Source organism: Savagea serpentis (assembly GCF_015351395.1).
Classification (GTDB): Bacteria; Bacillota; Bacilli; order Bacillales_A; family Planococcaceae; genus Savagea; species Savagea serpentis.
On the sequence record NZ_JADKPV010000001.1, the window covers coordinates 76,060 to 100,828 of the forward strand.

Sequence of the window (24,769 nt, forward strand, 5' to 3'; positions counted from 1 at the left end):
CTCATAAATATCAAACATACATAATGCAAGCTTATATGAATTGATTTACTTATATGTTAAAGGAATGTAAATTTATCGTAAAAAAATGTAAAATTGAGGTGTAAGAATGGCGCAATTAATAAAAATATCAGATTATGTGTCTCGTTATGAAAATGATTTATCCCACTATACGACACAATTTATTCGTTTGAAACGTTATCAGTGGGACCGTTTAAAATTACAGTGGCAAAATCAGAAAGATGGTTTTTTCTTTGAGGAAGAAGTAGTAGAAGAAGAGAAGCCCACATTGTTTCAATCGCTCGCTCGCCGTTTCAAAAAAGCGCCTGAACAAGAAGAGCAAGAAGAAGAGCATGTAGATGAAGATATATTGAATCAATTCGATCCATTCGTTACGGGATCAGCGAGTTCGATGGAGCAATTGAAACGTCAATATACCGAGCAATTATATGATTTCCAATTGAAATGGGCGAGTTCGACATTGCTTTCTCGTTCAACCATTCATGGGAAATATCGTCGCGATACATTGATGAAGCAGTTTACGCAAAAATTACCTGACAATTTTTTAATGATGTACGAACCGATTATTCAAATTAAAAAAGCACCGATTGAGATGAATATTCTCTTGCTCACACCGGTGCAATGTTATACAATCACCGTACTCGAGCATGAAGATGTCGCTGCTTTCGTCGGAGGAAGCGAGCGTTTTTGGGTGAAAAAATACGGAGAGCATGAACAAAAATTGCTCAATCCACTTATTGAACTGAGTCGTAATGAGTCGATTGTCCAGCAAATTTTTCAAGAGGAAGAAATAGAACTTCCGATTAAAAAAGTGTTGTTATCCCGCAATGGGTATATCGATTATCCAGGGGTACCTTTCGATACGACGATTATTGATCGTCGCACATTTGATGAATGGTTCGAACAATTGCGTCGCCAATCGACGGCTCCGATGAAACTTGCGCAATATCGTGCAGCGAATCGTCTGTTGCAACTTTGCCAGACGACCGCAAACAGTATGCTTTTCCCGACAGAGGAAGAGGATTTAGAAGAAAGTGAGGAAATTTAAATTATGCGTTTACGCCATAAACCGTGGGCTCTTGATTACTTACAAGAAAATGACCACATCGCAAAATTACAACCAGAACAATTGAAAGGAAAGTGGGCCGAAGAGTTTGGAAACGATCGTCCAATCCATATCGAAGTCGGTACAGGGAAAGGACAATTTATCGCTAATATGGCGAAAAATAATCCAGACATCAACTACATCGGCATTGAACATTTCGACAATGTCGTCGTCTCTGCTGTGGAAAAAGCGATTGAACTAGGAGCACCTTCAAACTTGCGTTTAATTCGAGGCAATGCGGAAAAGTTAGAAGAGATGTTCGACAAAGGGGAAGTCGCGCTCGTCTATTTAAACTTTTCAGATCCTTGGCCGAAAGCGCGTCACGAAAAGCGCCGGCTAACATTTAAGACATTTTTAACGAGATATCGTAACGTCATGCCACAAGGGGGCGAAATTCATTTCAAAACGGATAATCGTGGACTATTTGAATATTCGCTCGTCTCGATGACGAATTACGGGATGCAATTGCTCGATGTGTCGCTCGACCTTCACGCAGATGATGTACTTGACAATGTCATGACGGAATATGAAGAGAAGTTTTCGGCGAAAGGGCATCCGATTTATCGTTTAGAAGCGAAATATCAATAAAAAGGGGATGGAGAAATGGATGTATGGCAATTTCACGACGTAACATTTACTTGGTTGGACGGGGGACTTTGTTATTTAGATGGGGGAGCGATGTTCGGTGTCGTACCGAAAGCACTTTGGAGTCGAAAATATCCAGAAGTTGAAAACAATACGATTCCGCTCCGAACGGATCCAATTTTAGTAGAAGTAGACGGGAAGTACGCACTCATCGATGCAGGGGTCGGCTATAATAAATGGCCGGATAAAATGAAGCGCAATCTCGGCATTCAGTCTGAATCACGCGTTGAGCAAAGTTTAGGGGAACTCGGCTTGACGCCTGAACAAATCGATATGATTTGGATGACGCATATGCATCACGATCACGCGAGTGGTTTGACGAAGCGTGAAGGTGATGGATGGACGTCAATTTATCCGAATGCGGACATTTACGTTTCACAGACGGAGTGGGACGAATTGCGCAACCCGAACATTCGCTCACGCAATGCGTATTGGCGCGAAAATTGGGAACCGATCGTCTCGCAAGTGAAAACTTTCGATCAAACGTGCACCGTCGCACCTGGTGTCACGATGGAACATACGGGAGGACATAGCGACGGGCATGCGGTCATTCGCATAGAGCGCGGAGGGGAAACGGTCATTCATATGGCAGATATTATGCCGACGCATGCACATCAAAATCCACTCTGGGTGCTCGCATACGATGACTACCCGATGACATCGATTTACGCTAAACAACGCTACATGGAAGAAGCGTTAAACAATCACTATCGTTTTATTTTTTATCACGATGCGATTTACCGCATGGTCCAATTTAGCGAAGACGGCCGCTCGATTACGGAATCACTCGAGAGCACAGCACCTCGCTAATCAAACCCCGCCTACTTGATGAGACGACGTGGTAGTAGGCGGGTTTTTTTATGAAATAAAAACTAGCGCAACGAATGCTGCGCTAGTTTTTGTCGTGCTTATTTTTCTGTAACGTTTAAAAGTGTACCTGTTTTTGCGTCCGCAACGAATTCGAACTGTTGTAAGTTTCCGTTATCGAGACGTGTAATTCCACCGCGGTATACTTCAGTCGTTAAAATACCGTTTTGGTATTCTTCCGGCTGCATAACGATCCAAGAACCTTCGATTGGACCTTCTTTTAAGAACGCGTTTTTCACTTCATTTAAAACATTGTCCGCTGGCGCATATTTCGAAATTTGCGTCATCGCTTGTTGAACAGCGATTGTCGCTGCCACACCTGTTGCGATCCCGAGAATAAAATCTTTTAATTTCATCTGTATGACCTCCTAAAAAGTTTGAACTCATTTCTATTTTACCATAGTTGTATCAAAAAGCGTTAAGGACATCTCTTTTCAATGTGAGAAAAATCCAATTCCCTTACAAATTTTCAACAAGTCGATATATTTCGTTTTCCGAAAGACTTAGGTAGAAATTTGACGAAAAATTGCGTACAATGAAGAAGACTAAACTGGAGGAGGCAATTTTTTTGAAACAAGATACGTTAAATATGTTTAAAACCTTAACAGAATTACCAGGTGCACCAGGCAATGAATACCTCGTGCGCGACTACATGCGTCAAGAGATGGAGCCGCTCGTAGACGACATTATTCAAGACGGACTCGGAAGTATTTTCGGCGTGCGTAAAAGTGAAAAAGCGGACGCGCCAACGATTATGGTAGCGGGCCATATGGACGAAGTAGGCTTCATGGTAACAGGCATTACAGATAACGGCATGATTCGTTTCCAAACGCTCGGCGGTTGGTGGAGCCAAGTGCTTCTTGCACAACGTGTTCAAATTATTACGGATGAAGGACCAGTTATCGGAGTAATCGGCTCGATTCCTCCACATTTATTAAGCGATGAAGTGCGCAATAAGCCGATGGACATTAAAAATATGTTGATCGATGTCGGTGCGGATGACAAAGCAGATGTGATGGACAATATGGGCATCCGTCCAGGACAACAAATTTTACCGATTTGCCCATTCACACCGATGAAAAACCCGAAAAAAATTATGGCGAAAGCTTGGGATAATCGTTACGGTTGTGGACTTGCGCTCGAATTGTTAAAAGAAGTGAAAGACGACAAGCTTCCGAACCATTTATATTCAGGTGCGAACGTCATGGAAGAAGTCGGCCTTCGCGGCGCACAAACAGCAGCGAACATGATTAAACCGGATATTTTCTTCGCACTTGACGCAAGCCCAGCGAACGATGCATCAGGGGATAAAAACCAATTCGGACAACTCGGAGAAGGGTTCTTACTCCGCATTTATGACCGCACGATGGTGACTCACCGCGGACTTCGCGAGTACATTCTCGACACAGCGGAAACGAACGACATTCCGTATCAGTACTTCATCTCTCCAGGTGGAACAGACGCAGGACAAGTTCACGTATCGAACGAAGGAGTACCGAGTGCAGTGATCGGTCTTTGCTCACGCTACATTCATACGCACGCTTCAATCATCCATACGGATGACTACGCAGCAGCGAAAGAAATGATCGTGAAACTCGTCCGTTCACTCGACCGTACGACAGTCGAAACGATTAAACAAAACGCATAATTTCAAGAAGCACTTTTCATTCAAAATCGGATGAAAGGTGCTTTTTTCATTACATAAAAAGCAATATCACCATTTATCATTTTTCAATGAACATTCACTCACCATTTTTGCGACGGTGAGTTTTTTGTCGTCCGTTCGTTAAAAAAGACGACGTCGGATGTCCAAAAATGACACACAAAATATAATCATACAAGTAGAACGATAAAAAATAAGAAACGTCACCGATACGTTTTGAAAGGAATGAACCAAATTGTATCGATACGCCTTTTATCAATTGCCGCATTTTTTCTTTACGACAGCGCCGTACGATCAACTTAGTTTACAAGCGAAAGTGATGTGGAGCTTACTTCGTCACCGACATGAATTATCGGTGAAAAACGGATGGCAAGATAGCGAAGGAAAAGTGTACGTCATTTGTACGAATGATACGTTAGGGAAATGGCTAGGAATCAAAAGTAGACAGACGATCGCGAAAGTGAAACGCGAGTTAAAAGCGATCGATTTATTGAAAGAAAGACGAAGAGGAAATAATGAACCGAATTATTTATACGTTTTATTTCCGAAAAAAGTACAAGGGTTGAACATTACAGATGATTTAGTGGATGAAGGACAATATGAACGACAGAAGAAAAAAGAACAATTGGAAGAAGAAGCGTTTTACAGTTCAACCGAATTACCGGAGCGCATTCGAGAAACGATTCGCCTTTATAGCCATACTCCTGAAGATGCGAAAAGATATTATGGCATTATGAACGGAGCGAAACGTAAATTTTCGATGCGAGCGAATTTTCCTGTTCGTTGGGAAGAAGATGAACAATTAGAAAGGGAAGTATGTCGTTCATTCATTCGAGCTGTGCGACATATCGAACATTCCGGCAAAGTGAGAAGTCCGTCTGGTTACTTGTATGAAGCGATTTATTTCACGTTATTTAAATGGTTTTCAAGCAACTATCCGCATCTTTTATAAAAAAAGAGTCCAGATTGAAGTCGTTCCTTGGAATATAGGAGGTGTAGAAAGGAGGGAGTGCGATGATGCAGTTTCATTTTAAACGTCAAACGTTAAAATGCACGTATGAAAATGGCTTGAACGATGAAGGAAAAGAAGTCTTCCGTTCTAAAACATACGCGAACGTCAATCCGGAAGCGGATGCTAAGTCGTTACGCCAAGTGGCAAATGCTTTGTTTTCATTGAGTGAACGTGCTTTGTTCCAAGTGGAAACGAGCCAGACGTCAGAAATTTATTAAGAAGGAGGAATGACTTATGAAAGAATTACAACTCGTCTTTTTAACGTCACTCGGGAAGCGTGTTACGTATGCGATTCCTGATCCCCGCGAGTCGATGACGGAAGAAGAAGTCGTCGATGTGATGCAGGAAATTATTGCAACGAATGCTTTCCTTATTGATGGCGGGACGTTAACGGAAGCACTTGAAGCGAAAGTGGTCGCGCGCGACACATCGATTGTTTATGCACGATAAAGAAAAGCCGAATGAGAGCCGAGCGCTTTCGTTCGGCTTTTTCGATTCATGAATCATGAAGGAGGGATTGTATGACTGAATTTATGCAGTTTATCGAGACAATCGGTTTTCCAATCTTCTTATCTTTTTATTTATTGCACCGCATCGAAGAAAAACTGACAGCCATTCATCATGCACTATTAGAAACGAATCAAAAGTAATTGCGAAGCGTAAGTTTCTTCCCTTATGGAGACTTACGCTTTTTTAAAGTCGACAAGTTTGCATACGTTTCGCACTCGCTTTAAAATGAAAAGACGAATACGTAGAGGAGCGTGCTTATGAATAAGAAGTTAATACTCGGCTTACTGTTAACATTTACATTTCTTCTCGCAGCGTGCAATGCGACGATAGAAGAAGGAGCGGATGCTGTTTTCGAAAAGATGGATGAACTCGTAAAAGCTCCGATTTTAGAAACGAATGAAACGATCGGTCACTATGCCTTACATCTTCCTGAAAAATTTGAAGTGAAGGAAGAAGTGGACGAGTTTAATATTTTATTCGAAAAAGGAAAGAATCCGTACATTTTATTCGTCAATCCGAATGAGAATGAACGGAGTAAACAATTGTATGAAACGACGATTGAAAAAACAGAAGGTGAAATTACGAAAGTGTATGAGCAAGACGGTCAGTTTATGTATGTGATTGTGACGCAACTCGATGACAATCGTTCGGAACTGACTGTCGGTGTCGGTGGACGGAAATTGACGACGTATGATAAAAACAAAAAGCTCGCTAAAGCGGTAGATCCTATGGTTCAACTCATTCGCTCGCTTGAAATTGTTGAAGCGGAAGAAGAGAAAAAGCCTGAAGAACAACCGTTAGAAGAGCCGAAAGAAGAAAAGGATGAAGCAGCTTGAAACCACTAGAAATTATTGAAGCATTGAAACAAAAAATTGAAATGTCTGATCAACTCGATTGGGATTATAACCGGAAAGAAGAGCGTGTAAAAATTACGCATCGTGAATGGCATCAAGGGTTAACGCTAGGTATTTCAGAAATTAGCGCCAAAATTAGCGCACGTGGAGTTGAAGCATTAGACGAAGTCGTCTATATTATTAATGAAACATTTCGCTCGATGGCACGCGAACGAGCGGAAGGGTTTAACGGAGAAGAAGCGGTCGTATTACCAGTCATTCGTTCGACATCATTTCCCGAGAAATCAAAAGAAGGTCATCGTTTCATTACGGAATATCATACAGCGGAGACGCGCATTTATTACGCGCTCGATTTAGGCTCGACGTACCGTTTAATTGATGAACATGTTTTGACGCAGCTCGGCATGAGTGAAGAACAATTGAAAGAACGTGCCCTATTTAAAGCGCAAGCCTTGCCGATCGAGATGAAAGAAGATGAAGTGGACGGCAATATTTTTTATTTTCTTAATATGAATGACGGTTACGATGCGACACGTATTTTAAATCGCGCGTTTTTAAAAGAGATGAGCGAAAAAGTAGAAGGACATATGACGGTATCTGTGCCGCATCAAGACGTGTTAATTATCGGTGATTTACGCAATAATGTCGGCTATGACGTATTGGCGCAAATGACGATGCACTTCTTTACAGTCGGTACTGTGCCGATCACCTCTCTATCTTTCATTTACGATGAAGGAAAGTTAGACCCGATCTTTATTTTGGCGAAAAATCAACGAATCGAAGGAGAAGAAAACTGATATGAACGTATTTTACAACCGAGCACATTTAGGTGATGTATTAATCATTGATTTAGAAGAAGGAACAGGGGAACCGACACTTGAAAAAAAGAAAGACGCAGTCCTCATTCGTTTAGGAGACAAACTTGTCGGAATTAATTTATTTAATGCGAGTGAGAAAATGACAATTGAAGGAGAAGGGCATATTCAATTGACGGAAGATTTCGTAGAACAATTAGAAGCCGTTCTTGAAAAAGAAGGAGTTTCGCATCAATTTGATATTGATCTCTCACCAAAATTCGTCGTCGGACATGTTGTCACACGCGAAAAGCATCCCAATGCAGATAAATTGAGCGTCTGTACAGTGGACGTCGGCGCAGAAGAGCCACTTCAAATCGTCTGTGGAGCAGCGAATGTCGATGCGGGTCAAAAGGTCGTCGTAGCAAAAGTGGGCGCAGTTATGCCTTCTGGACTCGTCATTAAAGACGCAGAACTTCGCGGTATTCCATCATCGGGAATGATTTGTTCGGCGAAAGAGTTAAATTTACCGAACGGTGAGCAGCAAAAAGGGATTCTCGTATTGGAAGAGTCAAGACAAGTAGGCGAAGATTTTTTCGCATAATAGAGTGCGCTATGTGAGAGAAGTCTCACATGGCGTTTTTTTACGTAACATTTTTGAAGTCAATATCGGAACTATGATAAAATAAGTAGATGTCTGAAATTGAAAGAGTGATCATTGATGAGTTTTTTTAATAAAGTGAAAAAAGTATTTCATACTGAAGATGAAAATGATAAATATAATGAGCAAGAGCGCGAACAACCTGTCGTTCATGAGACGGTTCGACCGGAAGTGCATGAAACTCCCGTGAAAAAAGGAGGACGTACGAAGCCTTTTACTTTTCCGTTAGTCGAACGTGAAACCGAAACGTCGAAAGAACGAGTGAAATGGGAAGAGCGTATTCTTTGTACAGATGATATGGAAGGGTTTGTCCCACGTCCGTTATATGAAAATGAACGTTGGCCAGGGAAACGTCAGAGAACTCAACAACAAGCTTCTTTCGATCGTCAATTATTGCGAAGGAAAAAAGAAACGAAGTCGGAACGAAAGCATCAAGTTGCTCCTACCTCTACGGTGAAGCAAAAAGAACATCCGACAGTAAAACCGAGTGTGAAGGAAGAACGAAAACCGTTTAAATTGAGTGATGTCCCTTCTCCCATTTACGGTTACCAGCAACCGATTCTTACATTGCAAGAGCTCGAAAATGAGCCTTTGCCTTTAAAGGAAGAATGGCAACAAAAAGAAGACGTAGAGCGACGAGCAAAAGAACCGACGCTAGAAGATGATCGTCCATATGACTCGTATAAAGAACAGACTGTTCCATATGTTAAAAAACTACAAGCGCGTCGTGTCGCTCGTAGTATGACCGATGAATTACAAGATGAATTACAAGAAGATGCGTCACATATACAACCAGCTTTGGAAACAGGACAAGAGGAATCTCTAGAACAACCATTACGAGATGACCGTAATAGTTGCTTAGCAGCGCAAGAAACGGATGCAGTTGTAGAAGAACAACGAGCGGCTACTGTCCATGCGCCACCCGTAAGAGAAATTGCAGCGGAATCACCATCGACGATTACAGAGATGGAAACACTAGAAGACCAAACTTCTTCTGATTCACTAAGTGAGGAGTCCATTTCTTTCATTCAGGATGAAGTGAATAATCTAGAGGGCGAGCATCAAGAAGAGGTGCTTCCTACTAGTTTAGAAAATATCGATACACAAAATACAGAACAACAAAAAACGAGCGAAGAAGAAGCGCTCACTTCGAGTTTAGAAGATGGAGAAGAACCGCATCAATCGGTGAATGAGGGTGAACCGACTATAGAAGAAGATGCGGCCATCCTTACGTCAGACGAAGCGTGTAATGAGACGGTAGAAGGAGAAGGGATGGACTGGTCGTCTGAGACGCAAGTTGAGCCTTGTGAAGAAATATCGAAGGATGATTCCGATGAAAGTGCTCAATTGGTTGGAACGGAAGAACAGGTAATGTCGACTGAATCATCGGAACGAATAAAAGCACACGAAAGTAATCAACCATCGACTATTCCTTTTAATGTCGTCATGTTAAAGTCAGATAAAGAAAAATTGAACAAAAGAGAAATGCTCCAACATCAGGCTACACAATTAGAAAAATTAGTTGAACGCGCGCAAGAAGATGATCAAGAAGAGATGGAAGAAATGGCAACAGAAATAGTTATCAGTGAAGAACCATTGACAGATTATCAATTTCCTTCACTCGATTATTTAACAGAACCGAGTGAGAAGAAGCGCGATGATGTTTGGTTGGATGAACAGGCTGAAATTTTAGAAGAGACGCTTGCGCACTTTAACATTCAGGCGAAAGTGGAACAAGCGGTTCAAGGCCCTTCTGTTACACGTTTTGAATTGACGATGGAGAGAGGGACGAAAGTGAGTAAAATCCGTAATTTAACGGATGATTTAAAGCTCGCTTTAGCAGCGCGTGATATTCGAATTGAAGCGCCGATACCGGGTACGAGTTTCATCGGCATTGAGATTCCAAACCGTGAGTCACATGCAGTCGAATTGCGAGAAATATTGGAATCAGAACCGTTTCAAAATTCCGAGTCACCATTGGAAGCGGCACTCGGACTCGATATTACGGGAGAGCCGATTACAATCGATTTAAGCGAAATGCCTCATGGGTTAATTGCAGGAGCGACAGGTTCAGGAAAGTCAGTATGCATTAACTGTATTTTGACGAGCCTTTTATATAAAGCATCTCCGGATGAACTGAAATTACTTTTAATCGACCCGAAAATGGTAGAGCTTGCGCCATATAACGGCATCGCTCATTTATTGAGCCCGGTGATTACAGATGTGAAAGCCGCAACGCTTGCTTTAAAATGGGCTGTCAATGAAATGGAAGAGCGCTATCAATTATTTGCGCAAGTTGGTGCACGCAATATCGAACGTTACAATGAGATGGCGAAAGAAGACGGACAAGCTCCGTACATGCCATATTTATTAATCGTCATCGACGAATTAGCAGATTTGATGATGATGGCTCCGCAAGATGTGGAATTATCGATCAGTCGCATCGCTCAAAAAGCACGTGCAGCAGGCATTCATTTACTTATTGCCACACAACGTCCGAGCGTCGATGTCATTACAGGAACGATTAAAGCGAATGTTCCAACACGTATCGCATTCAGCGTTTCCTCTCAAATTGACTCACGCACGATTTTAGATCAAGCTGGAGCAGAAAGGCTTCTCGGTCGAGGCGATATGTTGTACGCAGAAGGAAGTGCACCAGTTCGATTGCAAGGTGCTTTCGTATCCGATGCGGAAATTGAACGAATTATCGATCATGTGAAAAGAGAACGCGATCCACAATATGCATTCGGGGTCGATGATTTAATGAAAATTGAAATAGCGGATGAACGTGACCCGCTTTTTGAAGAAGTGTGCGCCTATTTAATCGATCAAGAAACGGCGAGTACATCGGCTTTACAGCGTCAATTTAACATCGGTTATAACCGCGCAGCCCGCATTATGGAGCAGTTGGAAGAGCTCCAATTTATCTCTGAACAAAATGGCACGAAACCACGTGCGGTCTTTTTAACAGAAGAACAGCTCAGTCGCCTATAAGTTCATTTTAAAATGCTAGAGAGACATGGTATACTAAACTAATAAAGACTATGGGAAGTATTGTCCCGGGAGGTTACATTCATGACATTGTTTCATTTTACAGGAATTAAAGGATCCGGGATGAGTTCGCTCGCACAAATCCTTCACGATTCCGAGCAACGCGTACAAGGATCGGACGTAGACAAATATTTTTTCACAGAACAACCGTTGCGTGAACGTGACATTTTAATTCAACCATTCAGTGAAGAAAATATTCAAGAAGGGATGACGGTTATCGCGGGAAATGCTTTCCCCGATCATCATCCAGAATTAGAACGGGCTCGCGCATTAGGAGTGCCCGTTGTACGTTATCACGAATTTTTAGGGAAATATATGGAAGACTACACATCGATTAGTGTCACAGGAACGCATGGTAAAACATCGACGACAGGCTTATTATCGCATGTTTTAACACAGGCGAAGCCGACGTCATTTTTAATCGGTGACGGAACAGGAAAAGGTGTAAAAGATTCGACCTATTTCGTTTTTGAAGCATGTGAATATAAGCGCCATTTTTTAGCGTATCATCCCGATTATACCATCATTACGAATATCGACTTTGATCATCCTGACTATTTCCATGATTTAGACGATGTGTTAGATGCGTTCAATACGATGGCACAACAAGTGAAGAAAGGGATTATCGCATGTGGAGATGATTTGAATTTACAGCGTATCCGTGCAAATGTCCCCGTCGTTTATTACGGTTTTGAACCTGAAAATGACTTCACAGTTCGTCAATTAGAAATGAATGAAAACGGTTCTTCATTTGATGTGTTCATTCGCAATGAATTTTATGAGCGTTTTACGATTCGTCAACCAGGCAAACATGCGGTACTGAATGCACTTGCGGTGATCGCCATCACACAGTATGAACAGATTGATCCAAAACTCGTGCAACAAGGTTTCGACACATTCGGTGGAGTAAAACGACGCTTCTCTGTTACAAAAGTGAACAATCATATTTTAATCGATGATTACGCGCATCACCCAACGGAAATATCGGTAACGTTAGCTTCAGCACGTCAAAAATTCCCACATCGAGAAGTAGTAGCCGTTTTTCAGCCGCATACATTTTCACGTACAGAAGCATTGTTAGACCAATTTGCCGAAAGTTTGAGTGGAGCTGATCATATTTACATTTGTGATATTTTCGCTTCAGCTCGCGAACAAAAAGGAAGCTTAACGATTCAAGATGTCGTGAAAGCAATCGATGGTGCGAACTATTTACAATTAGAAGAGATTGAAGCATTGAACGAGCATGGCGAAGCAGTGTACTTATTTATGGGTGCAGGCGATGTGCCGAAGTATGCGAAAGCTTTTCGCGAACAATTATCGTAAAATCGACAAAATGACTAATTTTTAGTAAAAGATTAGACAAGTCGTTTATCATTCGTCACAATAGGGTATGACAGTATCAATACGATATTATGTTAGAGGAGGACTAGGAATGGAGAATTTACTTTACGTTGCAGCGATTGTCGCGGCGATTGCCTTTTTAATTTTATGCGTCAGCTTAGCGATTACACTCATCTCTTTAAAAGATACGATCAAAGTAGCGACAGCCACTTTAGATGATGTATCGAAACAAATGGAAGGCATCACAGTCGAAACGACAGCTTTGTTACATAAAACAAACGCACTCGCAGAAGACATTCAACAAAAATCTGAAAAACTGAATACGGTTGTCGATGCAGTGAAAGGTGTCGGATCGTCAGTAAGTAATTTAAACCAATCTGTCACACGAGTATCGAATTCAGTCGCACTCGAAGCAGAGAAAAATAGCGACAAAATTGCGCAAGCTGTTCAATGGGGCAATGTCGTCATTGAACTGATGAATAAAGCGAAAGGTACGAAACTACCAAAATCAAAAGGTTGGAAATCGTACAACTAAAACGAACATTATTAGGAGGATGGAACATGACAAACGAAAAAGAGTATGTAAACACGTATGGTAACCCAAGTTATGAACACCGCCCGAGCGCGAAGGAAAGCTATGAGGCTGAATCAGGCGTAGGTAGCTTCCTCGTTGGTGCAACAATCGGTGCACTTGCAGGGGCAGTAACAGCGCTTTTACTCGCACCGAAATCAGGTCGTGAAATGCGCGAAGATATCTCGACTCAAGCTGTCGAACTAAAAGATAAAACGATTGAATTAACAGCAGTCGCGAAAGAAAAAGCGGAAGGATTCGCTCAAGCGACGAAAGAGAAAACAGAAGAAATGACACAGGCAGCGAAAGAGAAAACAGATGAATTCACACAAGCTGCCAAAGAAAAAACAGAAGAAATGTCAAAAGTCATTAAAGAAAAAACAGGCGAAGTTGTCGACAAAGTAAAAGGCGAACAAGAAGCACCACTTGACGATGGAACAGCTTCAACAGAAGGCGAAGAGCCACTCGAAGAAGAAACAAAAGAAGAGAAATAAAAATGAGCGTAGGCAGATCACATTCTGCTTACGCTCATTTTTGTTAAAAGAAATTAACGGCGAGTTCATCGCCATTAAAAATGGGATCTGTAAATTCTGCAGGACTCCCATTGCGACTAAGCTGATATTGTGCGCGAGCTGCAGTCGGTAATTCAAAATTAGTATGCGCAAAGACATCGCTAAACATAAAATTCGTTGTCGGACGCGTTTGCCAAGAAACTTCATCTTCATTTGTGACAATGAGTTGTAAGTCGGTCACTTCTTCATCATTTACAATAATCGTATAATTCATGCGAGTCATATTGACGAGCTCTCCATTAAATTGAACGGAAATCGCGGATGTCGTATATAAGTTTAACTCTTTTGCGATTTGTGCGAGTGTGCGCTCGGACTGTTGAATGAGTTGGATGACCGCGCCGTTTTGAATCGCTGTTTGTGGAGTCGCTACTTGACCATTCATATATAACAACACATTGCTTGGCTTTAATTGATGAGGACGTCCGTCAATTTTTACGAGCATACTTTCCCCACGAGCGAGTTCAATATCACAATGTTCGAGACATTGTCCAACTGTTGTCAGTTGTTTCGCTTCAATGACGTCACGATCTTTTAACAGTTCATTTAGAGTAGCCGGATTCCCATTCAATGTTAAAGTCGGCTCAATCGTATAAGTTTCACCATTAATGGTGAGATGTAAAGGTTCAATTTTTTCGATTAAATCACTAATTTTCGCTACAGCGTCTTTGCCTTTTTGTCCTGGAATGACTTCAATAGCGTCTCCATCGGCAACAGGTGATTTGATCGATACGAGTTCGCCATTGCGATGAATGATGGAAGGTGTACCATGTTCGCCTGGGACGGTAATAAATTGTCCATTCACGGTGAGTGTCATGCCGAGTCCCGGTTTTCCAAACAATTGTGAGACATTAATTTGTGCATGAATGAGCACGTCGCCCACTGTTAAATTAGATAATTCAAAAAGTCGAACAGCCCGACCATTGACCGAAACGGACACGTATTGAATGGGAGATTCTTGAGCGGCGAGCGCAATGCCAATCGGCGTGACGAGTGCTGGCGAGTTTTGAATATTGTCTTGAATGATCACATTTTTAATCGCTTTCGTATCTCGAATTTGAACGCGTGCTTGAGGAAGCTTTAAATGATCACTCATCCGCTCAGTTAAAGTTGGTGTTAAACTTCCACCGCCGATGACCATGACCGCTTGAGGTGGATGGCCTCCATTGGAACTTAAAATCTGTTCGGAAATCGCGATTGCGAGTTCATCGATAGATGGCGATAAAATGGACAATAATTCTTCATAAGACGCCTCATACGTCATGCCTAAAATATCTTCAAATTCCACGGTTTTGCCATCAGTCCATCGTCTTTTAATTTGTTCGGCAATCGGGAAGTCGAGCAAGTAATGACTGCTTAATTGTTCTGTAATTTCATCACCGGCAATCGGCACCATACCGTAAGCAGAAACCGTATTATCGCTCGTGATGGCGATGTCGCTCGTGCCAGCGCCGATATCGACGAGCGCGACATTTAAGCGTCGCATCGATTGGGGGATTAAAACATGAATCGCCGCAATCGGCTCGAGTGTGAGTCCGGACATTTTTAACCCAGCTCGCTCTAAAGAATGAATTAAACTTTCGATGACGACGCGTGGTAAGAATGTCGCAATCACTTTGATCGTTGCGACTTGTCCGTGTTGATCGATTAAATTGCCGATGACTTCACCGTCGAGTTCGTATTGCAGTACAGAGTAACCGACACAATAATAGGTTGTCGATAATTCTTTCGTCTGTTTCATTAGTTGTTCGTGTGCTTCTTGCACGGCAGCGAGTTCTAAATTTTGGACCGCTTCGGTTGAAATGAGCAAGCGCTCAGATAAATCGATGGAGGCTTCTCCACGAATTGTTTTTAATGCGCGTCCAGCGGCAGCGACATTCACTTCCTTCAATGGACCGTGTCTTTCTTCAAACTGCTCCTTAATTTGTTCGATTACTTGTGCTACGCTGAGCACATTATGTATTTGGCCATCGATCATCGCACGTTCTTTATGTTCGACTTGCATTAAGTCAATCACCTCATATTGTTCGTCGTCAAGTTGTTTCATAATCGTTCCAACGACAGAACGGGTACCGATGTCTAAAGAGAATAATAATGGGGACACGCACGTTCATCCTTTCATCAAAAAAATGTAAAAATCTAAATATTTACTTAAATTGCGTGACTTTTCAAAAAGGTTTCTTTATAATGAAATCTATTATAACAAAATGTAACATACAATCATTAGAACGAAAAGGGTTTCGCGTGATTGTTATGTTCGGAGAGGAGATTTAAATCAGATGAGACAACAAGACTTAGAACAGTTAAGAAAAGAAGTTGACGGACTGAACGTTAAGATTTTAGATTTAATTAACGAGCGTACGTCATTAGTGAAGAAAATTGGTAAAGTAAAAGAGAAGCAAGGTGTCAATCGATATGACCCTATGCGTGAGCGTGAGATGTTAAATTTCCTCAAAGAATATAATGAGGGACCGCTTCCGAATGGAATTTTAGACGAGATTTTTAAAGGCATTTTCATGTCAGCATTAGAAATTCAAAAAGACGAGGAAAAAAATGCACTACTCGTTTCTCGTAAGCGTAAACCAGAAGATACAATCGTTAATGTAAATGGTACGAAAATCGGTGATGGTAGCCAAACATTCGTGTTCGGTCCATGTGCTGTTGAATCATATGAGCAAGTGAAAGCAGTCGCCCAGTCAATCAAAGCGAAAGGGCTGACGATGATTCGTGGAGGAGCTTATAAGCCACGTACATCACCTTACGATTTCCAAGGGCTCGGCTTAGAAGGATTAAAAATTTTACGCCAAGTAGCGGATGAAGAAGGATTGCAAGTCGTAACAGAAATCGTGACACCAGGGCATTTAGAAGAGGCGCTTGACTACGTAGATGTCGTACAAATTGGTGCGCGTAATATGCAAAACTTCGAACTCCTGAAAGAAGCAGGAATGATCAATAAACCTGTCCTTTTAAAACGTGGCATGTCAGCGACGATTGACGAGTTCGTGAAAGCGGCAGAATACATTATCGCAAAAGGAAATGACCAGATCATTTTATGTGAGCGTGGTATTCGCACATACGAAACAGCGACACGAAATACTTTAGATATTTCAGCTGTACCAATTTTAAAACAAGAAACTCACTTACCTGTTATGGTTGACGTCACACATTCGACAGGACGCAAAGATTTATTGCTTCCAACAGCGAAAGCTGCAATTGCAGTTGGCGCGGATGGCGTCATGGCGGAGGTTCACCCAGATCCAGCAGTCGCGCTTTCAGATGCGCAACAGCAAATGGACATCGGAGAATTCGACGCATTTTACGAAGAAATTCAACGTTTCATGAAAAATTACGCAACTGTATAATAAAAAAATGCCGGAATCACCTCACAATAGGTGGCCCGGCATTTATTTTGTGGTAAAATGAAAAGAAAGAGGAGGGCGATACGTTATGGCAATAACGATTTACGATGTAGCGGAAGAGGCGAACGTCTCCATGGCTACCGTATCGAGAGTCGTCAACGGCAACCCGAATGTGAAGCCGGAGACGAGAAAGAAAGTATTGGCAGTGATCGAACGATTAGGATATCGTCCGAATGCTGTGGCGAGAGGACTCGCTAGTAAAAAAACGACGACGATTGGAGTCATCGTACCCGATGCGTCCAAAACATTTTACGCGGAATTATCACGAGGCATTGCGGATATTGCGACGATGTATGAATATAATATCATTTTATCGAACTCGGATAAGCGCCAAGATCGCGAAGTCGAGTTACTGGAAGACCATCTCGGCAAACAAGTGGATGGCATCATTTTTATGAGCGATTCGATTACACCACAATTACGTGAAGAAATGCGTCGTGCGAATGTTCCGATTGTATTAGCAGGAACACTCGACGCAGAGAAAGAATTCCCAACAGTGAATATGGAATATGAAGAAGCAGCATATCTCGCGACGAAAAAATTAATTGAAAATGGACATTCGAATTTAGCATTCGTTTCAGGACCATTTACGCGTGATATTAACCGTTTATGCAAAAAGGTTGGATTTGAAAAAGCGCATGAAGAAGCCGGATTTGCGGTAAATCCTGAATTTATTTTAGAAACAGATAATACGTATGATGATGCGTACAATCATTGGTGTGAAATGTTAGAGCGCGATAATGCACCGACAGCGATTCTCGTCAGCAATGATGAACTCGCAGTAGGTATTTTAAACGCGATTCGTGACAATAAATTTTCAGTGCCGGATGATTTTGAAATTATTTGTTTCGAGCATTCATTACTTGCGCGTGCAGTACGTCCACAGTTGACATCCGTCGTCATCCCATTGTATGACCTCGGAGCTGTATCGATGCGTTTATTAACGAAATTAATGAATAAAGAAGAAGTGGAAGAAGATAAAGTGATGTTGCCGTATCGTGTAGAATGGCGTGCATCGACGAAAGAAAAAAATCCACTCGCTTAATAAAACAGCCGAAAAATCATCGTTGATTTTTCGACTGTTTTTTCTTATGGGCAAACGACGGATAAAGCGCGTTGCAAGGCGTTATAATTGTTGACATCAATGACCGAACGTCGCTCGATAGGTGCGAAGATGTCAACGGGATCGCGCCAATGCAAATCGAGTGGTTCGTCATAATATTTTTGAATTTCTTTCACCACATCGGGTGGAAGAGGGCCCTCTGGTATGTCGATATCGTTCATGACGAGCCAAATCATCGCCCAGGCACGTGTCACTGCTCGCCAATCATATCCGCCACCGCCCGTTGCGATCCAGCGACCTTCACAGTATGTATCCGCAAGCCGGCGAGCGACTTTAGGAATGGTTTCATATAAGTCAATCGAACAATGTAAATGAGTAAGTGGATCATACGTATGAGCGTCCGCTCCGTTTTGCGTTAAAATAACATCTGGCTTAAAGTGGTCACAGATGCGTTCCATCGCTTCTGTATATACTTGTGCGAAAGAGTCATCTTCTGTGAAGGCATCGAGTGGAATGTTAAAGCTTGAACCGTATCCTTGTCCAGTACCTCGTTCGCTCACTTCACCTGTTCCAGGGAATAAATAACGTCCCGTTTCATGAATGGATAATGTAATGACATTCGGATTGTCATAAAATGACCATTGTACGCCATCTCCGTGGTGAGCGTCTGTGTCGACATATAATACTTTTTTTCCGTAATTTTGAACGAGGTGTTCAATGGCTACGCTACAATCGTTATAAATACAAAATCCGCTCGCTTTACTGCGGAAACTATGATGCAGACCTCCGCTTAAATTAGCGCTATATTTCGCGCGTCCTTCCATCACTTCTTCAACAGCAGTTAAGGTCCCCCCGACGATGAGTGCTGTCGCTTCGTGCATATTGTCAAAAATCGGTGTATCTTCAGTTCCCACACCATATTTATTAATTTCCTCTTGTGTGACAGGAGAATCGCTTGCTCGCTTAATGAAGTCGATATAACGTGCATCATGAACGAGCAATAATTCTTCGTCAGTCGCTATGCGAGGAGCGACGATTTGTTCATCCGTTAATGCCCCAATAGCGCGCAAAAGTTGATACGCAATATACATGCGATTTTGATTAAATGGATGTCCATCTTTAAAATGATAATGTAAAAAATCTTCTGAAAATACAAACTTATTTTGTACCATTCTCCTCATCATCCTTTGTTATGTATTACACGTGAAGCGCTTACAAACGTATGTAAAAATGGAGAAGCTTCTCCATTTTATTCGTATGTCGCATACCTTCTTGCGAAACGAAGACGATCGAATTGATCAATTGTCTCTTGATCGACATTACGGCCGATGCGGACCATTAAACAGTTTGCAGGATGCGAACAGATTTCAGGATCGTCCGTCGGTGTATACATGAGACCCCCATGGTTCATCATCTTTTCCATCATGCGACGGTAATCCCAAACGTTCAGCCCTGTAGATTTTAAATCCCAATGCCAATAATATTCAGTCGTGATAATAATATAATCTTCCACCGCTTCATCCATCATCGTCACTTCAAGAAGTGCTTTGCCTAAACCAGCCCCGCGGTAGTTTGGTGATACTTCAACAGCGCCAAGCACGAGTAAACGTTCCAAATTCCCTTCTGCCCATCGTTCGAGTGGATCAGGGTAGGAGAAAGCAGCATAACCGATCACTAAATCATCGATGCGTGCAACGGTCATACGTGCTTCAGGTTGTTTAGCAACCTCTGAAAGTGCGGCATGTTGACGTTGAGCAGGACGAAAAGCGACGAGCCCTTCATCGAATGTATACGATGCAAAGCGCTCACTCGGTACTGGGCTTTCGATAATAATTTTGCCGTACGGCGAATCTTTCTCTAATTGATTATGGTTTTTCTTATGTTCCATCACATTCACCACCTATCATTCAATGCGAACTTGTATCTAATAGTATACACTATAACAGTTTGGAAACGAAAGAAAACTCAACCTCTAAAAAGCGAAGTTGAGTTCTCTTTGTTACGATTCTTTGTCTTCTTCTGGAGCTTCTGGTTCACTCGGTTTCTCTTCCGGCTTTTCTTCCGGTTTTTCCGGCTCTTCTGGTTTTTCAGGTTTTTCTTCTGGCTTTTCTTCCGGTTTTTCTTCGATTGGTTCTTCTACTTCCTGCTCTACCGTAATGGAGGCAGGAGCTGAAGTTAAGCCTGTAATATCGACGGCAACAACCGATAAATTGCCACCGCCTGAGACGTTCATCGCTAAACTTTGACCGTCATGGATTGTACCGATTCGGACACCGTCGCGCATAACATAGTAACCGATCACATCATTGGAAGGTGAAGCGGTCCATGTTAAAGTCGAACCATTATAAGAAACGGTGACGGGTGCTGGTGCTACATTGTCGGCAGGAAATACTTTTCCTGAGACGACACTTTTTGCGAATAATGAATTTGATGGGAACAATTTCGAAGCATTGCCACCGAGGGGTGCAAGCATTCGTTGAATAAATTGTTCATTAACACCTGTTCCTCCTGCTCGAATGAATTCGGCTGGCGTGGATGGATGTGCTAAGTAATTTTCACCTTTTACAGAGACATATGAACCTGAAATGATACTGTCATCTGCTTTAGATGGGACCATCACTTTCGCGTTAAATAAGTCTGAGCGGACGAGTCCCGCAGAACTACAAGCATCAGAAGGAGCAAGTCCTGAAATGCCACAAAATGATCGGTTCACGACTTGGGCAGGGCGTTCAAAGCGTGCTCCTGCTTTAATGACATCTGGATTTGTCGCATTTGCTACGTTCATCATGCGACTAAATAAGCCGCTGACACGTGTCGTCGGATGCGCACCACTACGTTGAGAGAGATTACGTTTGACGCCATTTTCGACGATTTTGTCTTTATACCCGAACCAGACACCGAGCGAGACATTCGGTGTGTAACCGACGAGCCATGAATCTGCGAAGTCGTTAGACGTACCTGTTTTTGCTGCCATATCTGGTCGGAAGTTCATTTGGCCTGTCACAGCGGGAGCCGTTCCGTTGCCGTGTAAAACACCTTTTAACATATCCGTGACGATATAGGCTGTTTCAGGTGAAAATACTTCGACAGGGTTCACTTCGTGCTGATAAATGATATTTCCTTGTTTATCTTCAATGCGTTCAATCATATAAGATTGAGCATATTTACCACCGTTACCTAGGGTAGCGAAAGCATTTGTGTTTTCTTCTACACTTGCATCCACTGTTCCGAGTGCTGCGGAAGGAACAGTATAGTCCGTTTCCGTTAAACGAGAGAAGCCCATCTTGTGTAAAAACTCCATCGGGCGTTTATCGATAATATCATAGTATAAACGCACGGTTGCCACGTTTAACGACATTGCAAGGGCTTGACGTGCTGGAATAATTCCCGCTTCGTAACTTGCGACATAGTTGGACGGGCTCCATCCTCTCGATGTAAATTTCACATCGACGACTGGACTACCAGCACCGATCACTCCGTATTCAATCGCAGGTGCATAGACGAGGAGCGGTTTAATGGATGAACCGAGCTGACGATAAGCTTGGGTCGCATGGTTCACTTCAGAAAGTTCAAAGTCGCGTCCTCCAACGAATGATAAAATACGTCCTGTCGAGTTTTCAATCATCATTGCTCCAACTTGGACGGGGTCATCTACTAAATATTTCTCACCTGTTTCAGGATCACGTTTTTCACGTTTATACGTAAATCCATAATTTTGATATTCTTTCGCGACCCGATTCATTTCTTTGTACATATCCCGGTCAACCGTGGAATGGATGCGGTATCCCTTTGTGCGCATCGCACGATCGGCGATGATACGGTATTTTTCTTTTAATTTTTGTTCTTGTTCGAGACGTTCTGGGTCAATTCCGTCTTCTGCTGCAAAGATTTCAGTTAAAATGTCGACGGTGCGATTTTGAATTTCATGTGTTAAGTAAGGTTCTTCAACATTGGCACGTAAATAAGGCTCGCGGAAATCTTTTTTTATGTCATACGCGAGGGCTTCTTTATATTCGGCTTCTGTAATATACCCTGTCTCTTTCATGCGGAAGAGCACGGTTTTCATACGCGAGATGCCACGCTCTAACAAATCATCGCTTTTTAAGCCACCGCCACTCACGTTACTTTTGAAAGGTGTATAAGCGAAAGGCGCTTGTGGAATCCCAGCGATAAATGCGGCTTGCGGTAAGTTTAAGTCGCTTGCTGATTTATTGAAAATTCCGCGTGCAGCCGTTTCGACTCCTGCGATATTTTGTCCAATCGCGTTACGCCCATATGGAATAACGTTCAAATACGCTTCTAAAATTTCATCTTTCGTCATGAAATGTTCCAAACGCATCGCGAGTAAAATTTCTTTCGCTTTCCGTTCGTAAGACACTTCGTTCGTTAAAATTTGGTTTTTAATTAATTGTTGTGTTAATGTCGAGCCCCCTGTTTGGCTACTCGAGTTGGTGACATCTTGCAATAATCCACGAATGATTGCTTTCGGGACGATTCCTTCATGTTCTTCAAAGTATTCATCTTCTGTCGCATAGACAGCATCGATGACATACGGTGAAATTTTATCTAATGTTGTTTTTTCTCGTTCGATATCGGCATTAATCGTGCCGAAAAAGACGTTATTGGCATAGTAAATTTCTGACGTTTCTTCATAGTTGAAGACTGCGTCTCTCATTTCTTCTGGAGAACGGAGCGGTTCTTTTGAAACGAGATGAGCGAAATACCCAGCGCCGACCGAAACAGCAAAGATGCCCCCTATGAACATGACGACTAAAAGAAAAATCATTAAGTTCCATGCAATCCCCGATCCGATGCGGATGACAGAGCCTGCTTTAGATTGTTGAAACTCGTTATACTTGCGTTCGAATCGCGTCGCAAAACGCTCTTCATTTTGTTTATGACTCACTAATTTTTTCCCTCCTAAAACCGTAATTCATTATAGCATATTTTGAAAAAGATTTGACAAAACAAAAAAACGGCTTACAATAGGTACTATTCATAACTTTTATTATACGATGAATGAGCCGCAGTAGGAAGTAGTATGGCAGAATCAGAGACGTGACGGTTGGTGCGAGTCACGATGCGACTATGACCGAATTACAGCTTTGGAGTATACGTGTGCATAGCGTTAATATGCCTTCAACGAGGAGTGACGGAATACGCGTCATTCAACTAGGGTGGTACCACGTTTGTAAAAGCGTCCCTGTGCGAACATTTTTGTTTGCGCAGGGCTTTTTTTATTTAAAAAACTCAAGGAGGAAGTACAATGGCTAACGAATTAATGGAAGATTTACGATGGAGAGGCTTACTCTACCAACAGACAGATGAACAAGGTTTAGAAAAATTACTCGATGAGAAGAAAGTGACATTGTACTGCGGTGTGGACCCGACAGCAGACTCGATGCATATCGGGCATATCGTGCCGATGTTAACACTTCGTCGTTTCCAAATGCACGGACATAAACCGACCCTTCTCGTCGGCGGTGCGACAGGGATGATCGGTGACCCGTCAGGACGTTCTGAAGAGCGCGTTCTTCAAACACCAGAACAAGTGGACAAAAACGTTCAAGGCATTCGAGCCCAATTAGAGCGTATTTTCGATTTCGATTCAGGAGAAGAAAACGCAGCACAGCTTGTGAACAACCGCGACTGGATTGGCGAATTAACATTGATCGACTTTTTACGCGATTACGGAAAATTACTTACGGTAAACTACATGCTCGCGAAAGATAACGTCGCGTCACGTTTAGAAGAAGGAATTTCTTACACGGAATTCTCATATATGCTCATGCAAGCAGCGGATTTCGATCATTTATACCGCAACTACGGTGTGCAAGTTCAAATTGGAGGAAGCGACCAATGGGGCAATATTACGACAGGACTTGAAGTACTTCGTAAAACACACGATGAAGAAGTGAATGCATTCGGCTTCACAATTCCACTCGTGACGAAAGCAGACGGTACGAAATTCGGTAAATCAGCAGGTGGTGCAGTTTGGCTAGACGCTAACAAAACATCACCGTATGAGTTTTACCAATTTTGGATTAACACAGCAGATGCAGACGTCGTAAAATACTTAAAAATCTTCACATTCTTGTCACGTGAAGAAATTGAAGCACTCGCTGAAAAAGTGGAGACGGAACCACATCTCCGCGAAGCACAAAAAACGTTAGCGGCAGAAATGACGCGTCTCGTACACGGTGAAGCAGCACTCGAACAAGCGGTGCGCATTACAGAAGCGCTCTTTAAAGGAGATTTAAAAGCGTTGACGGTCGCTGAAATGAAAGATGCGTTCAAAGACGTACCGACAGCAGAAATGGCGAAAGAAGATATGAACATCGTCGACTTTATCGTCGCAGCGAAAGTTTCTCCTTCAAAACGTCAAGCGCGCGAAGATATTCAAAATGGTGCCATTTCATTCAATGGTGAAAAAGTGCAAGACCTCGACTATACAGTCGATGCGAAAGACCGTTTAGACGATGCATTTACAATCGTCCGTCGCGGAAAGAAAAATTATACAATGGTACAATATAAGTAATCATTTATGGATGTGAGCATCATGCTCCATCCATATTTTTTCGTGTTTTGAACATTCTTTTCGATTGTTCATCATATTTTCATAGAGC

23 protein-coding genes and 1 other annotated feature are annotated in these 24,769 nt (G+C 42.3%); of the genes, 18 read left to right on the forward strand and 5 right to left on the reverse strand.

The genetic code is table 11. The features are described from left to right. Positions 1-106 precede the first annotated feature (106 nt). The 3 genes from IRY55_RS00365 to IRY55_RS00375 are packed head-to-tail and all read left to right on the forward strand — an operon-like array spanning position 107 to position 2,578. On the forward strand, positions 107-1,066 hold the full coding sequence (locus IRY55_RS00365; protein WP_194561278.1) for an NERD domain-containing protein: 960 nt from the start codon (positions 107-109) through the stop codon (positions 1,064-1,066). A gap of 3 nt (positions 1,067-1,069) precedes the next feature. Then, a complete protein-coding gene (trmB, locus tag IRY55_RS00370; protein ID WP_194561279.1) occupies positions 1,070-1,711 on the forward strand; it encodes a tRNA (guanosine(46)-N7)-methyltransferase TrmB in 642 nt (213 codons plus the stop codon). A 15-nt stretch (positions 1,712-1,726) separates the two neighbouring features. Beyond that, a complete protein-coding gene (locus tag IRY55_RS00375; RefSeq protein ID WP_194561280.1) occupies positions 1,727-2,578 on the forward strand; it encodes a YtnP family quorum-quenching lactonase in 852 nt (283 codons plus the stop codon). 98 nt (positions 2,579-2,676) lie between these two features. On the opposite strand, the gene IRY55_RS00380 is transcribed toward IRY55_RS00375, so the two are convergent. Beyond that, the gene (locus tag IRY55_RS00380) at positions 2,677-2,991 is read right to left on the reverse strand and encodes a PepSY domain-containing protein (protein ID WP_194561281.1); all 315 of its coding nucleotides are present in this window, start codon (positions 2,989-2,991) and stop codon (positions 2,677-2,679) included. Positions 2,992-3,170: 179 nt separating this feature from the next. Here IRY55_RS00380 and IRY55_RS00385 point away from each other — a divergent pair, with 179 nt between their 5' ends. The 12 genes from IRY55_RS00385 to IRY55_RS00440 all read left to right on the forward strand — a co-directional run bounded on the left by IRY55_RS00385 (position 3,171) and on the right by IRY55_RS00440 (position 13,586). Beyond that, on the forward strand, positions 3,171-4,283 hold the full coding sequence (locus tag IRY55_RS00385) for a M42 family metallopeptidase (RefSeq protein ID WP_408015109.1): 1,113 nt from the start codon (positions 3,171-3,173) through the stop codon (positions 4,281-4,283). 250 nt (positions 4,284-4,533) lie between these two features. After that, positions 4,534-5,250 (forward strand): replication initiator protein A, encoded by a 717-nt coding sequence (locus IRY55_RS00390; RefSeq protein WP_194561283.1) that lies wholly within the window; start codon positions 4,534-4,536, stop codon positions 5,248-5,250. 62 nt (positions 5,251-5,312) lie between these two features. Continuing rightward, positions 5,313-5,528 carry a DUF1659 domain-containing protein gene (locus IRY55_RS00395; protein ID WP_194561284.1) on the forward strand — a complete coding sequence of 72 codons (216 nt, stop codon included), beginning with the start codon at positions 5,313-5,315 and terminating at the stop codon, positions 5,526-5,528. A gap of 16 nt (positions 5,529-5,544) precedes the next feature. Further along, positions 5,545-5,760, forward strand: coding sequence for a DUF2922 domain-containing protein (locus tag IRY55_RS00400; RefSeq protein ID WP_194561285.1), 216 nt, complete (start codon positions 5,545-5,547; stop codon positions 5,758-5,760). A 71-nt stretch (positions 5,761-5,831) separates the two neighbouring features. Continuing rightward, positions 5,832-5,960, forward strand: coding sequence for a YvrJ family protein (locus IRY55_RS00405; protein ID WP_194561286.1), 129 nt, complete (start codon positions 5,832-5,834; stop codon positions 5,958-5,960). Positions 5,961-6,077: 117 nt separating this feature from the next. Continuing rightward, positions 6,078-6,656, forward strand: coding sequence for a hypothetical protein (locus IRY55_RS00410; protein WP_194561287.1), 579 nt, complete (start codon positions 6,078-6,080; stop codon positions 6,654-6,656). Further along, a complete protein-coding gene (locus tag IRY55_RS00415; protein WP_194561288.1) occupies positions 6,653-7,471 on the forward strand; it encodes a DUF1444 family protein in 819 nt (272 codons plus the stop codon). The genes IRY55_RS00410 and IRY55_RS00415 overlap by 4 nt, the downstream gene beginning before the upstream one ends. 1 nt (position 7,472) lies before the next feature. After that, complete coding sequence (gene ytpR / locus IRY55_RS00420) at positions 7,473-8,072, forward strand: YtpR family tRNA-binding protein (protein WP_194561289.1); 600 nt, start codon at positions 7,473-7,475, stop codon at positions 8,070-8,072. A gap of 117 nt (positions 8,073-8,189) precedes the next feature. Beyond that, a complete protein-coding gene (locus IRY55_RS00425) occupies positions 8,190-11,123 on the forward strand; it encodes a DNA translocase FtsK (protein WP_235960992.1) in 2,934 nt (977 codons plus the stop codon). An 81-nt stretch (positions 11,124-11,204) separates the two neighbouring features. Continuing rightward, the gene (murC, locus tag IRY55_RS00430) at positions 11,205-12,503 is read left to right on the forward strand and encodes a UDP-N-acetylmuramate--L-alanine ligase (protein WP_194561290.1); all 1,299 of its coding nucleotides are present in this window, start codon (positions 11,205-11,207) and stop codon (positions 12,501-12,503) included. A gap of 109 nt (positions 12,504-12,612) precedes the next feature. Then, the gene (locus IRY55_RS00435) at positions 12,613-13,056 is read left to right on the forward strand and encodes a DUF948 domain-containing protein (RefSeq protein ID WP_194561291.1); all 444 of its coding nucleotides are present in this window, start codon (positions 12,613-12,615) and stop codon (positions 13,054-13,056) included. A 26-nt stretch (positions 13,057-13,082) separates the two neighbouring features. Next, positions 13,083-13,586 (forward strand): YtxH domain-containing protein, encoded by a 504-nt coding sequence (locus IRY55_RS00440; RefSeq protein WP_194561292.1) that lies wholly within the window; start codon positions 13,083-13,085, stop codon positions 13,584-13,586. A gap of 43 nt (positions 13,587-13,629) precedes the next feature. On the opposite strand, the gene IRY55_RS00445 is transcribed toward IRY55_RS00440, so the two are convergent. Continuing rightward, on the reverse strand, positions 13,630-15,765 hold the full coding sequence (locus IRY55_RS00445; RefSeq protein WP_328799588.1) for a cell division protein FtsA: 2,136 nt from the start codon (positions 15,763-15,765) through the stop codon (positions 13,630-13,632). Between the two features lie 175 nt (positions 15,766-15,940). On the opposite strand from IRY55_RS00445, the gene IRY55_RS00450 reads away from it, so the two are divergent. Next, positions 15,941-17,023, forward strand: a complete 1,083-nt coding sequence (locus IRY55_RS00450) for a bifunctional 3-deoxy-7-phosphoheptulonate synthase/chorismate mutase (RefSeq protein ID WP_194561293.1) — start codon at positions 15,941-15,943, stop codon at positions 17,021-17,023. An 85-nt stretch (positions 17,024-17,108) separates the two neighbouring features. After that, positions 17,109-18,125 carry a catabolite control protein A gene (gene ccpA / locus IRY55_RS00455; RefSeq protein ID WP_194561294.1) on the forward strand — a complete coding sequence of 339 codons (1,017 nt, stop codon included), beginning with the start codon at positions 17,109-17,111 and terminating at the stop codon, positions 18,123-18,125. A 44-nt stretch (positions 18,126-18,169) separates the two neighbouring features. On the opposite strand, the gene IRY55_RS00460 is transcribed toward ccpA, so the two are convergent. From IRY55_RS00460 to IRY55_RS00470, 3 genes are all read right to left on the reverse strand, one after another. Continuing rightward, positions 18,170-19,315 carry an acetoin utilization protein AcuC gene (locus IRY55_RS00460; protein WP_194561295.1) on the reverse strand — a complete coding sequence of 382 codons (1,146 nt, stop codon included), beginning with the start codon at positions 19,313-19,315 and terminating at the stop codon, positions 18,170-18,172. A 77-nt stretch (positions 19,316-19,392) separates the two neighbouring features. After that, positions 19,393-20,031 carry a GNAT family N-acetyltransferase gene (locus tag IRY55_RS00465; protein WP_194561296.1) on the reverse strand — a complete coding sequence of 213 codons (639 nt, stop codon included), beginning with the start codon at positions 20,029-20,031 and terminating at the stop codon, positions 19,393-19,395. 111 nt (positions 20,032-20,142) lie between these two features. Next, positions 20,143-23,049 carry a transglycosylase domain-containing protein gene (locus IRY55_RS00470; RefSeq protein WP_328799589.1) on the reverse strand — a complete coding sequence of 969 codons (2,907 nt, stop codon included), beginning with the start codon at positions 23,047-23,049 and terminating at the stop codon, positions 20,143-20,145. 100 nt (positions 23,050-23,149) lie between these two features. Next, positions 23,150-23,351, forward strand: a binding site (T-box leader). 58 nt (positions 23,352-23,409) lie between these two features. On the opposite strand from IRY55_RS00470, the gene tyrS reads away from it, so the two are divergent. Then, positions 23,410-24,681: a tyrosine--tRNA ligase gene (gene tyrS, locus IRY55_RS00475; RefSeq protein ID WP_194561297.1), complete on the forward strand. Its 1,272-nt coding sequence runs from the start codon at positions 23,410-23,412 to the stop codon at positions 24,679-24,681. Positions 24,682-24,769: the final 88 nt, after the last annotated feature.

Excerpts from the sequence above, each read along its gene's own strand:
- IRY55_RS00365 (WP_194561278.1), top strand. The coding sequence starts at position 107 with ATGGCGCAATTAATAAAAATATCAGATTATGTGTCTCGTTATGAAAAT.
- trmB (WP_194561279.1), top strand. The coding sequence starts at position 1,070 with ATGCGTTTACGCCATAAACCGTGGGCTCTTGATTACTTACAAGAAAAT.
- IRY55_RS00375 (WP_194561280.1), top strand. The coding sequence starts at position 1,727 with ATGGATGTATGGCAATTTCACGACGTAACATTTACTTGGTTGGACGGG.
- IRY55_RS00380 (WP_194561281.1), bottom strand. The coding sequence starts at position 2,991 with ATGAAATTAAAAGATTTTATTCTCGGGATCGCAACAGGTGTGGCAGCG.
- IRY55_RS00385 (WP_408015109.1), top strand. The coding sequence starts at position 3,171 with ATGAAGAAGACTAAACTGGAGGAGGCAATTTTTTTGAAACAAGATACG.
- IRY55_RS00395 (WP_194561284.1), top strand. The coding sequence starts at position 5,313 with ATGATGCAGTTTCATTTTAAACGTCAAACGTTAAAATGCACGTATGAA.
- IRY55_RS00400 (WP_194561285.1), top strand. The coding sequence starts at position 5,545 with ATGAAAGAATTACAACTCGTCTTTTTAACGTCACTCGGGAAGCGTGTT.
- IRY55_RS00405 (WP_194561286.1), top strand. The coding sequence starts at position 5,832 with ATGACTGAATTTATGCAGTTTATCGAGACAATCGGTTTTCCAATCTTC.
- IRY55_RS00410 (WP_194561287.1), top strand. The coding sequence starts at position 6,078 with ATGAATAAGAAGTTAATACTCGGCTTACTGTTAACATTTACATTTCTT.
- ytpR (WP_194561289.1), top strand. The coding sequence starts at position 7,473 with ATGAACGTATTTTACAACCGAGCACATTTAGGTGATGTATTAATCATT.
- IRY55_RS00425 (WP_235960992.1), top strand. The coding sequence starts at position 8,190 with ATGAGTTTTTTTAATAAAGTGAAAAAAGTATTTCATACTGAAGATGAA.
- murC (WP_194561290.1), top strand. The coding sequence starts at position 11,205 with ATGACATTGTTTCATTTTACAGGAATTAAAGGATCCGGGATGAGTTCG.
- IRY55_RS00435 (WP_194561291.1), top strand. The coding sequence starts at position 12,613 with ATGGAGAATTTACTTTACGTTGCAGCGATTGTCGCGGCGATTGCCTTT.
- IRY55_RS00440 (WP_194561292.1), top strand. The coding sequence starts at position 13,083 with ATGACAAACGAAAAAGAGTATGTAAACACGTATGGTAACCCAAGTTAT.
- IRY55_RS00450 (WP_194561293.1), top strand. The coding sequence starts at position 15,941 with ATGAGACAACAAGACTTAGAACAGTTAAGAAAAGAAGTTGACGGACTG.
- ccpA (WP_194561294.1), top strand. The coding sequence starts at position 17,109 with ATGGCAATAACGATTTACGATGTAGCGGAAGAGGCGAACGTCTCCATG.
- IRY55_RS00460 (WP_194561295.1), bottom strand. The coding sequence starts at position 19,315 with ATGGTACAAAATAAGTTTGTATTTTCAGAAGATTTTTTACATTATCAT.
- IRY55_RS00465 (WP_194561296.1), bottom strand. The coding sequence starts at position 20,031 with ATGGAACATAAGAAAAACCATAATCAATTAGAGAAAGATTCGCCGTAC.
- tyrS (WP_194561297.1), top strand. The coding sequence starts at position 23,410 with ATGGCTAACGAATTAATGGAAGATTTACGATGGAGAGGCTTACTCTAC.